Annotated in this window: 8 protein-coding genes; all 8 read right to left on the bottom strand. The window is 69.9% G+C overall.

Annotated features, from left to right (window positions below; genetic code table 11):
• Positions 1–34 precede the first annotated feature (34 nt).
• Positions 35–1,675, bottom strand: coding sequence for a serine/threonine-protein kinase (locus IM776_RS02075; protein ID WP_194421434.1), 1,641 nt, complete (start codon positions 1,673–1,675; stop codon positions 35–37).
• On the bottom strand, positions 1,672–3,000 hold the full coding sequence (locus tag IM776_RS02070; protein WP_194421433.1) for an FHA domain-containing protein: 1,329 nt from the start codon (positions 2,998–3,000) through the stop codon (positions 1,672–1,674). Before IM776_RS02070 ends, IM776_RS02075 begins: the two co-directional genes overlap by 4 nt.
• Positions 3,000–3,815, bottom strand: coding sequence for a PP2C family protein-serine/threonine phosphatase (locus IM776_RS02065; RefSeq protein ID WP_194421432.1), 816 nt, complete (start codon positions 3,813–3,815; stop codon positions 3,000–3,002). The genes IM776_RS02070 and IM776_RS02065 overlap by 1 nt, the downstream gene beginning before the upstream one ends.
• Positions 3,812–5,026, bottom strand: a complete 1,215-nt coding sequence (locus tag IM776_RS02060; RefSeq protein ID WP_194421431.1) for an RDD family protein — start codon at positions 5,024–5,026, stop codon at positions 3,812–3,814. Before IM776_RS02060 ends, IM776_RS02065 begins: the two co-directional genes overlap by 4 nt.
• Positions 5,023–7,449, bottom strand: a complete 2,427-nt coding sequence (locus tag IM776_RS02055; protein WP_194421430.1) for a transglutaminase domain-containing protein — start codon at positions 7,447–7,449, stop codon at positions 5,023–5,025. The genes IM776_RS02060 and IM776_RS02055 overlap by 4 nt, the downstream gene beginning before the upstream one ends.
• Positions 7,446–8,705 carry a DUF58 domain-containing protein gene (locus IM776_RS02050; protein ID WP_194421429.1) on the bottom strand — a complete coding sequence of 420 codons (1,260 nt, stop codon included), beginning with the start codon at positions 8,703–8,705 and terminating at the stop codon, positions 7,446–7,448. Before IM776_RS02050 ends, IM776_RS02055 begins: the two co-directional genes overlap by 4 nt.
• Positions 8,705–9,676 carry an AAA family ATPase gene (locus tag IM776_RS02045; RefSeq protein ID WP_194421428.1) on the bottom strand — a complete coding sequence of 324 codons (972 nt, stop codon included), beginning with the start codon at positions 9,674–9,676 and terminating at the stop codon, positions 8,705–8,707. Before IM776_RS02045 ends, IM776_RS02050 begins: the two co-directional genes overlap by 1 nt.
• Before the next feature lie 79 nt (positions 9,677–9,755).
• A complete protein-coding gene (locus IM776_RS02040) occupies positions 9,756–15,866 on the bottom strand; it encodes an Ig-like domain-containing protein (RefSeq protein ID WP_194421427.1) in 6,111 nt (2,036 codons plus the stop codon).
• Positions 15,867–15,931: the final 65 nt, after the last annotated feature.

Genomic DNA, 15,931 nt, shown 5'->3' with positions numbered 1-15,931 from the left:
TCGGAAGCCTCCGGCCGTTCGTCAGTACGAGGCGTCACTCCACGCACCCCCGCACCGGCTCGGAGGCGCGCCCGTCTCCGCGGCGCAGCATCACATCGATGCACACCTGGCCGGATGCCTCGCCCTGGAACATCACCCTCGTCTCCTTCGTGGTCTCGGTGCCGCCGCTCCCTGCGAGATCCACCGTGTTCCACAGGTACAGGTCGCCATCCTCCGGCGACGGATTCGTCCAGGTGAACGTGATCGCCGTGCCCTCGCGCGTGCCGGCCAGTTCGTCGACCATGGGCACGGCTTCCGACACCGGGTCCTGCGGGACGACCTCGTCCTGAGTGGCGACCGGCTCCGGCTCGCCTGCGCCGTCGTTGAGCAGATTGATGGCCACGACCATACCGCCGACGAGCACGACGGCAGCAGCGGCGATGCCGATCCACATGCCGATGCGGGGCTTGCGCTTCGCATCAGCAGTGACGGGTTCGACAGCGGGGTCACTGGGCGCAGCCGGGGCGACCGGTGCAGAGGGCGCCTCGGGGGACAACGTGCGCGGGCCGCGCAGGACGGTCCGATCCTCATCGACCGGTGCGGATGCCGCCGCCGCAGTGCCCGGGCGCACGACCGTGTCCTCGACGGCGGGGGATGCCGCTGCGGCGAAGCGCGGGCCGGGAGCGTCGACGGGCGGTGCGGGCTGAGGGGCTCCCACCTGCCTGGTCGTCGCCGACGGGCGGGTGTTCCCGGCATCCGGTTCGATGCTGACGACGTTGCGGACGCGCGTGAGTCCGTCGTCGTCGTCCTCGAGGTCCTCGGGAAGGGGATGGTCGTCGACGATGTCGATCGGGGTGACCGAATGGGTGAGCTCGATCTGCACCTTCTGCAGCGCTCGCGCGAACGCGACCGCGCTGGGGAACCTGGCCTCGGGGCTCTTGGCCATCGCGCGCTCCAGCACCTGCTGCAGGCTCCCGGGTGAGTCCGGCCGGGACAGCGACGGCAGCGGCGTCCGCTCGATGCGCTCGATCAGGTCGGCGCTGGTGTTCCGCTCACCGGGACGCTCGAACGGCGACCGTCCCGCCAGCAGCGTGTACAGCGTCGCTCCGAGGGCGAAGACGTCCGAGCGCTGACCGCTCTGCGGCGGGTCGGCGAAGAACTCCGGCGGCGACCACGGGATCGACATGCCGGTGCCCTCGGAAACCGCGCCCGTCGTCGACGCGATGCCGAAGTCGGTGAGCGCCGGGCGGTTGTACTCGGTGACGAGGATGTTCGCCGGCTTGATGTCGCGGTGCAGCACACCGGCGCGGTGCGCGGTCTCGACCGCCCCCGCGACCTGGATGCCGACCCGCAGCGCCTCGGCGACCGAGAAGGGCTCCTTGCGAGCACGGATCTGCAGGTTCGGCCTGGGGCAGTACTCCATCACCAGGTACGGGCGCCCGTCACCGGCGACGCCGGCCTGGTAGATCGTCACGATCGCCGGGTGCGTCGACAGCATCGCCATCACGTTCGCCTCGTCGGCGAACTCCTGCGCCGCGCCGCTCGTGATGCGGTCGGCGAGCAGGACCTTCACCGCGACGCGGCGCTTGGGCATCTGCTGCTGATACAGGAAGACGTCGGCGAAGCCGCCCGTGCCGAGCGGTTCGAGATAACTGAAGCCGGGAAGCTCCGGCGGCGGAGAGGGGGGCCTGCTCACGGGAGGTCCTCGAAGGCGACGGTCACGCCGTCACCGAGGTCCACGACATCGCCGGAGAGGACGAGCGTCTGCTCGCCCGGGTGCAGGCGCAGCGGATCGGCGCCGGGGCGCAGCAGGGTCGAGCCGTTGGTCGTGTGCAGGTCGACGACCACGACGGTGTCGCCCTCCGGACGGATCTCCAGGTGGCTGCGGGAGATGTCCTGCTGCGGGCTGTCCACCGCGACCAGGTGGGGCAGATCGGCCCCGCTCGCACGGGTCGAGCGCGGTCGGCGGCCGATGATGACCGTGCGGTCGAGCGTGACGACCTGGCCGGTGGACACCCTGATCCGGCCCGCCGCGCTCGAGATCACCGGGAGCACGGCGGTCGGGGCGTCCGGTTCGGCGGTGGGGGTGCTCTGGCGGAGCGCCCGCGCCTCGGACACCGAGATCGTCTCGCCGTCGTGATCGCCGGCGGGAGCAGGCGGCACGGGCGGGGCGGGCGGCACGGGCGCCTTCGGCGACGCGATGGTCGCGCCGAAGAGCTGGTCGAAATCGTCCGAATCGGAGGCGTACGTCACCTCTTCGGGCGTGAGCGTGGCGCCGTCGATCGCGTCATCGATCGGGCCGGGCACCTCGGGGATCTGCTCCGTCGGCGGCTCTGCCTCGGCGTCGGGATTCTCATCCTCGATCGTGGAGGGCTCTGCCACCGACGACTGCTCCACCGGAGGTTCTTCGATCGGCGCCTCGACGGCGGCCTCCTCAACCCCGGTCTCCTCCACCGAAGCGTCCTCAGTCAGAGCGTGCTCGACCGCAGCGGCCTCATCGATCCGGGATGTCTCCTCGACGTGCGCGGCGGCAGCGGGCGCGGCATCCGGCAGCGCAGCAGCATCCCGCGCCGCCACGTCCGCAGGCTCGATCTCGGCGGTCGCACCGGCTGCATGCACGACGCCGCCGGCGATCGGGAGCGAGGTGCTGGACTCGGCATCGCCGACGGCGACGGCGATCCGGCTCGCGCCCGCGACGAAGCGCTCACTCCACGTGGTCACGTTCGCGCCCGTGAAGCTCTCCTCGCCGTCGGGACCGGTGACGCTCGCGGTCACATCGCCGCGCACAGCGATCCTGACATCCGGCCCCTCGAGGACCACGGCCGCGAACGGAAGCATCGTCGCGAACGATCCCTCGGCGTGATCCGTGAGCGTGTCGATGACGGCGGCGAGGTCTCCCCCGCCGCGTTGCCGCTCCCACAGCGTGGAGACGAGGTCCGCCGACGCGTCCGGCGACAGGGCGATCAGTGCACCGGGAGCCACCAGGACGTTCCAGTCCCCCGGTCGGTACGTGGTCCGCATCAGCCCATCCCTCCTGCGACGGCCTCGCGCGGCCGGGTGTCCTCGTCGATGTCGTCGTCGGCGCGCATCTGCACGCCGGGGCGGGACGCCACCGAGACGGCATCCACCACCACGACCGTGATGTTGTCCCTGCCGCCGGCGGTGACCGCGGCCGCGACAAGCGAGGCGGCCGCGAGCTGCGGGTCGGACTCTGCGGTCAGGATGTCGCGGATCCGGTGGTCCTGCACCTCCGAGGAGAGCCCGTCGGAGCAGATCATCATGCGATCGCCGAGCTCGGCGGGGAACATCCAGAAGTCAGCGTCGCCGGTGCTGCCGGCGCCGATCGCCCTGGTGATGATGTTGCGCCGGTGGTCCGACACGGCCTCGTCGATGCTGATCTCGCCCGACTCGATGAGCTCCTGCACGACGGAGTGGTCCACACTGATCTGCTCGAGCTCGCCGTCCGAGAGCCGGTACGTGCGGGAGTCGCCGATGTTGAAGCTCAGCCAGTACCCCATGCCGTCGACGTCGGCGAGCACCAGTCCGCTGAGGGTCGTGCCCGCGCGCGCCATCGCCGACACGGAGAGTGCCTCGACGGCCTCGCGGGAGCGACTGAGCACATCCAGCACGTCGTCGAGCTCGAGGCTCTGCCGGCCGATGTACCGGGAGAACTCCGCGACGACGGCGGCGCTCGCACGCTCGCCGGCCTCGTGCCCGCCCATGCCGTCTGCGACGACGAAGACCGGCGCGCTGGCGAGCAGGGCGTCCTCGTTCAGGGAGCGCCGGAGGCCGGCGTGCGTCGAGGATCCAGCCGAAACGATCAGGGGTGCGGTCACGCGTAGCCTCCGACCGTGACGATGCGGTCGCCGATCTCGATGGCGTCGCCGAGCCGGATGCGCACCTGCTCACCGGGCTCGCAGCTGATCCGGTGGCCGTCGCGCATGATGATCGTGCCGTTGGTGGAGTGCCGGTCCATGATCCAGCCGCCGGAGGGCTCGGCGGCCGCCTCGAAGTGCGTCTTCGACAGCGACAGCGTCTCGTCGCGGACGGGGACGACCACCGCGCCGTCCTCAGGCGACGGGTTGCGCCCGAACAGCGTGCGGCGCGACACCGTCACCCTGGTGCCGTCGTCCCAGGTGAAGACGAGCCGGTGGCCAGGGATGCTGATGCGGGTGTCCTCTATGTCCGAGACCTCGCCCGGCTCTGATGCCGGAATCGGAGCGGGTGCCGCAGCGGGCGCCGAGGCGGCCGGCGATGCCGGGGCCGGGGCCGGGGCCACCGGTTCCGGCGCGGGAGTCTCTCGCGCCGGAGGCCCGTCCTGCGTGATGCCGGGGACGAACGCGATGAGCGAATCACCGCCCGTCTCGGGGGTACCGGGGTGCGCGACCGGCGCAGCAGGTGCCGCGCGCAGCGCCTCGGGACCGCGCACCGTCTCGTCCAGCGCCGGCGCGGCGGGGGCGGGAACGGCCGGGAACGCGGGAGCCTGCGGCGCGGCCATCGGCGTCGCGAGGCCCGGGATCGGCGGTGCCGAGTGCGGCAGGGGCGGGCGCGGCGGGACGCGCACGTCCTGCTCGGGAGGCGTGCCGACCGTCGCGGGCCCGGTCCTGGCATCCATCATCAGCGACTTCGCGACCTTGTCGTGCCAGCCCTGGAAGCGGCCTGAGCCGTCGAACAGCGGGGTGAAGTACCCGACGACGATGGATGCCGCGAGCCCGAATATGATGTTGCGCACCAGCGTCCGGCCGAAGCCGAGCGCGGCGCCGTCGGCCTCGCTCACGAGACGCAGGCCCTGTGCCCGCATCCCGATGGAGCCGTTGCCGCTCTGCATGACCGTGTAGACGACGAACCAGCCGACCATCAGCAGCCACACGATCATGAGGCCGAAGCCGAGGGCGGCGAGCATTCCGTCGGGACCGGACGCGAACGCGATGACCACGACCAGGGTCGTCAGGACGATCCCGATTCCGGCGGCGATCGCGGCATCGATGATGTATGCCACGGCGCGCCGTGATGTCGGGGCGACGGTGCCGAACGACGTGTGCGTCATGGTGTCTCGCTCTCGGGTGCTTCAGTCGTGCTGTTCTTGATGGTGCCAGGTTCTCGCCGGACGCGCGCGGTCGCGGCATCCTTCAGGCTCTGGAATCCGTTCGACAGTGCCGAGCCTCCCAGCACCGAACGCAGGCTCAGCCGCGCCTTCATCCGCTTCCAGAAGCCGGCCTCGCTGCCGAGACCGGCGACGATGTCATCGACCTCCTTCCAGAACATCTCGACGTCCTCCGGGCTCGGGTCGCTCGGGCCGAACACCTCGGCGTCCGCGCGATCGGCCAGCGTCGTGACCGTGGGGACGGCGAGGGAATCGGCGACCAGAACCGCCTCCTCACCGCGAGTGGCGCCAGGGGTGATACGTGCGCCGTAGTCGACGGCTCGGTCCGTGAGCTCGTCCCATCCGCCGGCGATGCGGTCGGCCGTGCGGTCGGCCATGCGACGCGCGCGACGGCGGGAGGCCTTCCATGCGCCGATGATGATGAAGGGCGAGGCGAGCAGGGCGATGACGCCGAGCGAGATCCCGCCGATGGCGAGGATCGCGGCGATGATGCCCGCGATGTTCAGCGATTCGTCCTCCGACTCGCGGTCGTCCGGCAGCGTCGGCGGCAGGTCGACCGGCTCCTGCGGCGGGGGCGGCGGCTGCAGCACCTGCGGCTTCGGGTCGGCGCGCGGCTTGGTGTTCTGGTCGTTGGGGACCTGATCCTCCGGCGGCGTCGGGTCGAACGGCACCCAGCCGAAGCCGTCGAAATTGACCTCGACCCAGGCGTGGAGGTTCTCGCCGTTGGCCGAGAAGGCGGCGGCGCCGGCATCCTTCTCGTCGGGGTAGAACCCCATCACGACCCGCGCCGGGATGCCGAGCTCTCCCGCCAGCAGGGCCATGGCGACCGCATACTGCTCGTCGTCGCCGATCATCTGGTCGCCGCTGATGAGGGTGGCGATGCGCTCGGAGGTGTGGCCGGCGCGGGAGATGACCTCGCCCTCCAGGCCGTGACTGAAGAAGCCCTCCTCGGAGAGGTACGTCGCCAGCGCCTGCGCCTGCTCGGCCGGCGTCTCGGCCTCGGACACGATCTCGCCCGCGAGCGTCGAGAGCTCCTCGGGGACGTTGTCGTTCTTCGGCAGCTGCACGTTGCCGAACTCGGCGTCGGCGAGCTGCTCGTCGGAGTACTCGGCCGGCACCGTCGTCTTCACGGTGTAGCTGTCGCCCTGGCGCAGCCCCTGAGTGGCGACGGCCGTGCCGGACCCGGTGCTGTAGTAGGTGCCGCGACGCAGGGCGTCGGCATCGTCGCCGGCGAAGCGGAACTCCGAGACGAGACCCGCCTGCGGTACCCAGACGCCGGCGTACTGGTCGACGTCGACCTGCAGGGTCACCGGCAGCCCCTCGGCGTCGGGCGACATGTTGGAGCGGATCGGCGTGAACGCACTCGATGAGCCCGGCCCGCCGTCGGTGACGTTGATGACCTGGCCATCGAACTCGTCCATCGCCGCGAGGCGGATGCGCGCGCCCTCCGGCAGACCGCGGACAGTGAACAGCGTGTTCTCGGCGTCATCGCGCACGTGACCGCGGAACGACTGCAGCGCGCTCGGATAATCGCGCACGTCGAACGGGGGGATGATCGTGTCGCGCAGCACGTGGCGGACCTCGGTGGGCGCGGTGAACGCGCTGGTCGCCGCTCCTGCTCCGACGGCGACGGCGAGCACCACGGCGCCCGAGACCAGGCGGCGCATCCGCATCTGGTTCGCACGGCTCGGGTCGACCTCGCTGACCGACACCGCCGCGTTCTGCGGCATCCAGATCTGCCGCACCGCGAGCCACACGATGCTGACGACCGCGAACAGCGCACCCTGGACGACGGGAACCGCCGGCTCCGGCGTGCCGAGGGCGATGACCGCCGCGAGCAGCGCACCGGCGGGGATCAGCGCCCAGGCGGGCTGGGTGAGGCGCAGAGCGAGGGATGCCGTGACCACCGCACCGGCGAGCAGCAGGAGGAACGGCACGATCAGGTGCCCGTCCGCGCCCGAGACCGGCGCCACCGTGGTGAGCATCTGCTTCCACGACGTCACGACACCGATCGCGAGCTGCTGCAGGGTCTCGAGCGAGGGGATGACGCCGATGATCGCGGTGTGCGGCAGCGCCAGCGCGCCGCCGAACACGAAGTAAACCAGCACGGTGAGACCGGCGATGATGAGGATCCCCCAGCGGCGCCACGCGGCGACGACGGCGACGGCGATGCCGAGGATGGAGCCGCCGATGGCGGCGCCCAGATAACCGGGACCGGCGAAGCTCGGCCAGAAGCCGGCGGCGACCACTCCGAGAAGCAGTGCGACGGCCCCGACATCGAGGATCCAGCGACGCAGCCGGATCGGGGTGCGCTCGCCTGGTTCGACGGTCGCGGCGGCTGGGGCGGATACTGCGGCGGCGCTCATGCGAGGACCTTCTGCAGGGCGAGCGGGATCTGCGCGAGAGCGCCGACGCTGACCACGTCGGCGTCTGCGATGCGGCGCAGCGCGGGGATCTCGACGGTGGTGTCCGCGACGATCGCGATCACGCGTGCGCCGAAGGGCAGCCGCGAGCAGGCGAGCCGGAGGTCCTCGTTCGAGACCTTCGCGCCGCACACCAGGACGACGACGCTGGCGAGCGGCATGGTCGCGGCGATCACGCCGCTGAGGTCGGAGATGCCGCCATCGCGGGGCTTGCTCTCCTCGACCGCGGCGAGCGAGTCGAGCAGCTGCTTGCCGGTGCCCGCGCGCAGCTCGCGCCCCTGCACGCGCACCTCGACGCGCTGCGAGTCGCGAAGAGCGCGCAGGCCGATGGAGCCGGCGACCGAGATGCCGAGCTCGAAGTCCTGAGCCCTGGCGTAGTCGCCGATGGAGCGCGAGAGGCCGATGACGAAGTGCGAGCGGCGGGTCTCCTCGTACTGGCGCACCATCATGACGCCGGTGCGCGCGGTGGAGCGCCAGTGCACGTGCCGAAGATCGTCACCGGGCTGGTACTCGTTGAGCGCGTGGAATGACACGTCGTCGCGAGAGAGGTCGGCGGCGGGTAGGCCCTCGAGGTCGCGCAGGAAGCCGAGCGACTGACCGTCGAACAGAACGGTCTTCGGGTGGACGAACAGATCGACCGGGTCGTCGCGGCGATGTGCGCGCTCGAACAGGCCGAGAGGGTCCCCGCGGACCACGCTCACGGGGCCGACCTTGACGACGCCGCGGCGCTGGGTCGGGATCGCGAACAGCTCCTCCGCCTTCTCACCTGGGGCGAGGCGCTGGATGCCGAACTCGCCGCGGCCGCTGCCGACCGGCAGCACGACCCGCGACGGCAGGATGGCACGCCCTCCGGGGTTCGCGAGAGTCAGCGCGCCGACGGCGCGTTCGCCGACGACGACACGAGTGCGGGCGAGGTCGAGGGCGACGTCGTACTCGGTGCGTCCGATGAGGAAGAGCGCGCACAGCAGCAGCGTGATCGTCACGATGACGGCGGTGACGGTCAGCTCCTTCCAGCCCAGGCTCAATCCCGCGATCCAGAACACGAGAGTCAGGGCCATCAGCACCCAGGCGAGCGGACGGACGACGCTCGCGATCTTCTGCAGACGATCTGCGATGCGCGCGCCGATGAGCGCCGCGATGTCACGCCAGCCGGCGTCGCGTGCGGTCTCGGTCGCGGCGGGCAGCGTCTCTGCGGTCATCAAGCCGCCGTTCGCGCCTGGGGTGCTGCGATGCCGTCGAGCACGCGGGCGATCACGACGTCGGCCGTCGTGCCGGCGAACTCGGCTTCGGCGTCGAGCATCAGGCGGTGCTGCCACGCCGGCGCGATGAGCGTCTTGATGTCGTCGGGGAGGACGTAGTGGCGCCCGCGGGATGCCGCCCACACCTTCGCCAGGCGGATCATGGCGATCGCGCCGCGCACCGAGACGCCGAGCCGCACTCCGCTGTCCTCGCGCGTGGCCTCCGCGAGCTCGGCGACGTAGCGCAGCACGGCGGGCTCGACGTGCACGGTGGCCGCGAGATCGGCCATGTCGGCGACGGCGCCGGTGGTGATGATCGCCGACAGGTGCGATGACGGGTTGCGGTCGGAGGCCCCGGCCAGGATGCTCTCGGTCACCGCGAGGTCGGGGTAGCCGATCGACGTCTTGATGAGGAAGCGGTCCAGCTGCGCCTCGGGCAGCTTGTAGGTGCCCGCCTGCTCGACCGGGTTCTGCGTCGCGATCACGAGGAACGGCCGTCCGGCCTCGTGCGTGACACCGTCGACCGTGACCTTGGACTCCTCCATGACCTCGAGCAGCGCCGACTGCGTCTTGGGCGACGCGCGGTTGATCTCGTCGGCGAGCACGATCGACGAGAAGATCGGACCCTTGTGGAACTCGAACTTGTGCGACTGCTGGTCGTAGATCGTGACACCGGTGACGTCTGAGGGCAGCAGGTCGGGCGTGAACTGGATGCGGGAGCTCGTGCCCTGCACGGTCGCGGCGAGCGCCTTCGCGAGGCTCGTCTTGCCGGTTCCCGGTGCATCCTCGAGGAGGACGTGGCCTTCGGCCAGCATGGATGCCAGCACCAGGCTGATCACCTCGTGCTTGCCCTGCACGGCCTTGTCGATGTTCTCGACGAGGCGCGTGAAGGTTCCCTGGAACCAGGCGGCCTGCTCGGGGGTCATGCTCATTTGTGTTCTTCCTCTGTCTGATCTCAGTTCGAATCTTCGTCGCGGCAAACCCGCACCGCGTTGCGTCGTGCGGCGACCGCTAATCCCAGCGAATGCCTTCGGTCGTACCCCAGCCGACGATCTCCATCTGGAGGTTGTACTTGCTGTTGAATCCACCGTGGTAGCAACCCGACCAGCCCGGGTCGTCGATGTACGCGGCGCCGTTCGCGGGGATGTACCACCGCGCTCCGCCAGCGAAGCGTTGGCCGTTCTCAAGGCACCAGACCGTGTAGTGCCCAGCGGGGAAGTCCGAGACGGAGAAACGGAGGTAGTGGCAGACATCGGGCGAGCATTTCCCCGAGTTCGGCCCCTGGGTGGTCCAGGCCCGTGGCTTCGGCTTGGGGTCGGTGGTCGCCGACGCGGAGGCGACCGCAGACCAGCCGGCCTTGTTGTGCACCCGCACCTCGATCGCCCAATTCTGCGAGTACTGCCCGCCGACGTTGCGGCTGCCGCTGTTGTTCACGCCTTCCCAGCCGCCCCAGTTGCCGTTCTGGTTGCGGATGCGGATCTGCGTCTGATCGAGCGCCGCGCCGTTGTTGCCGTTGTTGCTCCAGCTCAGCGTGATGTTGCCGCCGTTGTTCCTCGCATCGGCGTTCGGCTTCGGCGGGATACCGAACGGCGTTGCGGTGTTCGACCGCGCCGACTCGGCCCCGGTGTAGCTGCCGGTGCCCGTGTTCGACAGAGCGCGGATCTGCACCGAGTAGTCGCCGCCGTTGGTCAGACCGCCGATCGTCCGGTTGGTGAGGTTCTGCCAGCCGTTGCTGTTCAGGCGGTACTGATAGGTGATCTCGGACGCCTTGGCGCCGTTGCGCTGCTCGGCCGTGAGCGTGTAGTTGTCGGCGATCGTGATCGACCGGTCGTCGGCTGTGATCTTCGGAGTCGCCGGAGCATCCGGCCGGATCGCGCCACGGCGCTCCGCCGACGCCGGACTCCACTGACCCCACCCGGCCTTGTTCTCGGCGCGGACGATGTAGGAGTACCCGGATTCTGAGGTGGGTACCACGACCGCCTGGCTGGTCTGCCCTGCGGCGACGGGGATGGTCCGCATGGTGGTCCCGCCCTCGAGCACCTGCAGCTCGTAGCGCGAGATCGCATCGCCGTTGTTGTTCGGGGCGTTCCAGGAGACCCTCATCTGCGCCTGGTCGCCCACCGGTGACAGTTCTGCCGTCGTCGGCGCCGCCGGCTGCGCCGGGGGCCCCGCGGGGATCTCTGCGAGCGACCACCCGCTCCAAGTGGACGGTTCAGGAGCCCGGTTCACGGCCTGCACCCGCACCTGATACGACGAGCCGTTCTCCAGTCCCTCCCAGGTCATGGAGTTGCCCGTCACTCCGGTCTTCTCCGTGATTCCGGACGGCGGTGCCGGCGAGATCTGCAGGTTGAACGACTCGACCGGTGATCCGGGGGTCGTCGGCGTCTTCCACGCGACCTTCAGCGACTTGTCGCCGAACACCAGGGTCGGCGCGACCGGGGTGTCGGGGCGCGCATCCGGGCGGGCGACCTGCGAGGCGCCGGACGGTTCGGAGTCGCCGACGCGATTGGTCGCCACGACCTGGAAGGTGTACTCGACGTTGTTGGTGAGCCCGTCGAGCGTGCAGGTCGTGGAATCGCACTGCTTGCTGTACGGACTTCCCGAGGTGCTCGAGACCGTGTAGTGGGTGATCTCCGCACCGTTGTTCGACGGCGCCGAGAACGACACCACCACCGTGCGATCCTGCACGCTCGTCACCTGCGGCCGCCCAGGTGCCTCCGGCACGCCCTGCACGGTCAGAACGATGCGGCCGTCCACATGGCGATCTGCATCCTCGGTGGCATCCTCGATCGTGTACCGCACGACCAGGGTGCCGACGAACTCGGCGCCCGGCGTCACGCTGACCTGGTCGCCCTCGACGGCTGCCGCGCCGTCGCCGGTCTCGGTCGCGACCGAAAGCACCTCCAGCGGCGTCTCGGGGAACGGGTTGAAGTCGTTCTCGAGCACGGGAACCATGATGGTCTCGCCCTGATCGGCCTCGGCGATCGTGTCGGTGTTCGCCGTGGCCGGGGCGCGGGTGGACGCCGTGACGTTGACGATGACGGTGCCCTCGATCGCCTCGGTCTCGCCGTCGGACACCCGGATGGTAAGCGTCTCCGCGGTGCCCTTCTGGGCGTTCGATGCGGCCTCGACCGACAGCGTGCTGCCGTCGACGATGTTCGCACTGACACCGTTGCCTGCACTGCCCTGCAGGGAGTAGGTGTGCTTGCCGGCATCCTCCACGTCGGGGTCATCCGTCAGAGCGGCAAGGTCCAGAGTGGTCGCCTCCTCGCCGGGTGCGACGTTGACCTCGCCGCGCGTGAACGTCGGCTGCTGGTTCTCCGGCGGCAGCACCGTGATCGGGATCGTCAGCGTCGCCTTGCGGCCCTCTGGATCATCCGGGCCGGTGCCGTCGGTGACCTCGAACGTGATGCCGTCCTCACCGAAGTAGCCGGCAGCCGAGGTGTAGACGAGCGTGCCGCCGTCCTTCACCAGGTCGGCGCCGTCGGCGTGCGACGCGCTCACCTTGGCGTGCTCCGTGATCGTCACCGTTCCGCCGCCCGCGACAGCGACGTACTCGTCCAGAGGCAGCTCCTTGGTCTCGCCGCTGACGACCTCGACCGGCTTGGTCGAGGTGAGCGAGGGACGCAGGTCCTGAACGGCCGGCACGAAGATGAACGCCGAGGTCTCGAGACCGTCGCGATCGGTGAGCGTGTAGCGGATCAGCTGCATCTCATCGCCGACGTCGACGCGCACCTTGCCGTCGTCGAGGAGAGTGCCGCCTGGGCCGACCTCGACCTCGAGACCGTCGGTCGTGCCGTCTGGATCCTCGTCGTTGGCGAGAATGTCGACATCGGAGGTGAGTCCCCCGTCGACGAGGTCTGTGGGCAGGACGCGGTCGTCGCGGGCGATCGGCGCCAGCAGCGGCACGTCCTCGTCGACCGTGATCTGCAGCACGGCCTGCGCCGTGGCGCCCCGAGCGTCGCTGATCGTGTACTGCAGCGACGTCTCGACGGCGCGGTTCGGCGCCTCGACGAGCACACGGTCCCCCGACACGCGGGCGGACATGTCGTCGATCTCCGGTTCGACGAGGCCGTCTTCGACCAGAGCGATCTTGTCACCCTCGGGATCGGAGTCGTTCAGCATCACGGGAACGGCGATCTCGCGTCCGGGGCGGACGACCACGGAGTCCTTGACCGCATACGGCGCCTGGTTCATATCCTCGGCCGGCGCGATGCCGACGCGGATCGTGGCCGTGCCCTCCTTGCCGAGGCGGTCACGGACCCGGTATGCGAAGGTGTCGACGCCGGAGGAATCGGCGTAGGCCTCATAGACGAAGTAGTTCTGGGCGACCTCGATGATACGGCCCTTGGCGGGGTTCGAGGCCAGGCCGATCAGCTCGACGGAGTCGCCGTCGGCGTCGATCCCGTCCAACGGGACGGCGATGTTGGCGGTATTGCCGCTGAGCACCCGTGTCGTGATGTCCTGCGGGCGCGGAGCGGCGTTCTCCTCCTGCTCCGGCACGATCTGGATCGTGATGTAACCGCCGACCTTGTTGCCGCGGGTGTCCGACACCTCGTAGGTCGCGTAGACGGTCTTCGCCTCCGGGCCCGCCCTGAACCGCACGGCATCCTGCGAGACGAAGATCTCGCCGTCCTCGGGCTCGACGAAGGGCTCGATGAGCTCGGGTTCGAGGGTGAGCGCGTCGCCGATGGGGCTGGTGTCGTTGTCGAGCACCGGGATGGTCACGACGTCGTTCACCCGCACCACGGCCTGATCCGGGCTCGCCACCGGAGGAAGGATCTTTTGGGGCGCGGGGATCGGGATGACCACCACTTCGCCCTCTGCGGTCTTCGAGCCGTTCGAGATCCGATACGTGATGCGCACCTGTTCGTCGAGCGCGCCCTGGTCGCCGATGCGCAGCGACTCGTGGTTCAGCACCGACACCGAGATGCCGCTGCCCGGTTCGACGCTGACCGACTGGATGACGAGGATGCCGCCGGACGGGTCGGTGTCGTTGTTGAGCACGCCCAGCAGCACTTCGCCGCCGGTGGGCAGCAGTGCGACGTCACGCACGGCCACCGGCGGAAGATCCTGCTCCGCGGCGTCGGCGACGTCGACGCGGACGATTCCCGGGACGCCGTTCGGACCTGCCGCGACCTCGTAGAGCACGTAGTAGACGCCGGGGGACGGCGCGCTGAACGTGAAGGTCTTGTTGGGGTAGTCCGGCACGATGGTCGCGCCGGGCGTCTCGTCGCCGTTGACGCGGGTCAGCCGCAGCGGCTCGCGGCCTGAGCTGGAATCGTTCGCAAGCGGCGACACGGTCACCTGCTCGCCGACGCGCGTCATCACGTGGTCGGCGTTCGTCTTCGGCAGAGTCGAGCCCGACGGGCGGACGTCGAGAACGAGAGTGCCGGTCGCTACCTCGCCGAGCGCGTCGGCGACCATGACCTGCACTTCCTTGCGGCCCTGCAGGCTCGCCGTGGCGCGGTAGGTGATCTGCCCGTCGGTGGTGAACTCGACCTCGTCGCCGGGCGCCGCGGTGACATCGCTGAGGTAGATGTCGTCGCCCTCCGGATCGATCCAGTCGGGCAGCACGTTGTACGAGACGGTGCCGCCGGTCTCGATCGCGAGGGTCGTGGTGCGCTTCGGCTTCGGGGCGGTGTTGGTGTCCCAGTCCTTCACCGAGAGGCTGACCTGCGCCGTGTCGGTCCCGCCCCGGCCGTCGTTCACCTCGTACATGAAGGATGCCGCGCCCGAGGCGTCCTCTTCGACCGCGATCTGCAGCGAGCCGCCGTCGTAGATCGGCTGCACGGCTCCGACCGAAGGCTGCTGCTCTGCGAGCCCGGCCACCAGGACATCGCCGTCCGGATCGTTGTCATTGTCGAGCACAGGGAGCGCCGTCGTCTGGCCGGGGCGGACGCCGAACTCATCGTCCTCCGCGACCGGGGGCGTGTTGACGTCGGTGCGCACAGGGAGCGTGGTCTCCACCGTCTCCTCGGTGGTCTCCTCTTCGTCCTCGGTTTCGCCCTCGGGCGGCGTCAGGTCGTTCCAGTTGTCGACCTGCTGGAGGCTCTCGTCGGCCAGCCAGGCGGCACCGCCTACGGTGTCGTTGAGGATGATCACGTTGCGGTTGACGCGGAACGTCAGCGACGCCGAGTTCTCGACACCGGGGATCTGCTCCGAGACGTCGTCGCCGTCGCCGGGGCACTCGCGCACGAACGTGCCGGAGCCGGACCATGCGCCGTAGCTGCAGCCGAGCAGCGACACCGGAGCGGCCGGCGTCCCGTTGCCGCCGGACTTGGTCACCGCGGGCTCGCCGCCGTCGAGCGGCACATCGATCAGTTGCGACGCGGTCGCGACGGTCACGTCATCGGTCGCTGTCGACGCGTACTGCAGAACGGCGCTGTCGGCCTCGGGGATCTCGGTGCTGAAGCCCCCGGGCGTCATGACGGCGCTGTCGGCTGGCGACAGCACGACAGGGGTGGTGCCGACGGCGGTGATCGTGGGTGCCACCGAGGCGTCGAGCCCCTCGAGCGGTGCGGTCGAAGGCTCGAGCGCCTCGCCCTCGTTGTCGACCGGGACCGTGACGACCTCTGCGCCCTCGCCGGAGACCGCGTACACGGTGCCGTCCTGGCCGACCGTGACGTCGGAGTTCTTGCCGAGCTCGACGAGAGGATCGGCGCCCTGCAGCTCGAAGCCCGAGATGCCCTTGACCGGGACGACCCAGAGGTCTCCGGAGTCCTTGTCGAGGATCGCCGCGGTCTGCGCGCCGAGCGCGACCTTCGCCGAGCCGGGGATCGTGGTGGTGTCGCCGAGGGAGACGCGGGCGGGGTCGACCGCAGTGAGAGTCGCATTGGTGCGGTCGGTGACGAGAATCGTGGACTCGTCCTGCAGGATGTCGAAGCTCTCGCCCGTGGTGCGAAGGCCCCCGTCGAGCAGGGTGGACTCGTTGTTGAAGTGGCCGACCATCAGCGCGGACGACTTCGTGATCCACACACCGCCGTCGTTCAGGTCGACCTTGGTGGTGGGATTGCCCTCATACGCGAAGGCGAGCGTGCCGATCGCGACGACCGCAGCCGTGACTCCTGCCACCGAGGCAGCGGTCTTCGGCTTCGCGCGCAACCATGACAGCGCCTTCATCGTCAGTATTCCCCCCGGTACACGTCGCGCGTCGTCCTCGCAGCCGAGCTGCCCGGACGCACCGG

Source organism: Microbacterium abyssi (assembly GCF_015277895.1).
Classification (GTDB): Bacteria; Actinomycetota; Actinomycetes; order Actinomycetales; family Microbacteriaceae; genus Microbacterium; species Microbacterium abyssi.
Note: the sequence above shows the minus strand (reverse complement) of the source record. Positions and strands in the feature narration are given on the sequence as shown.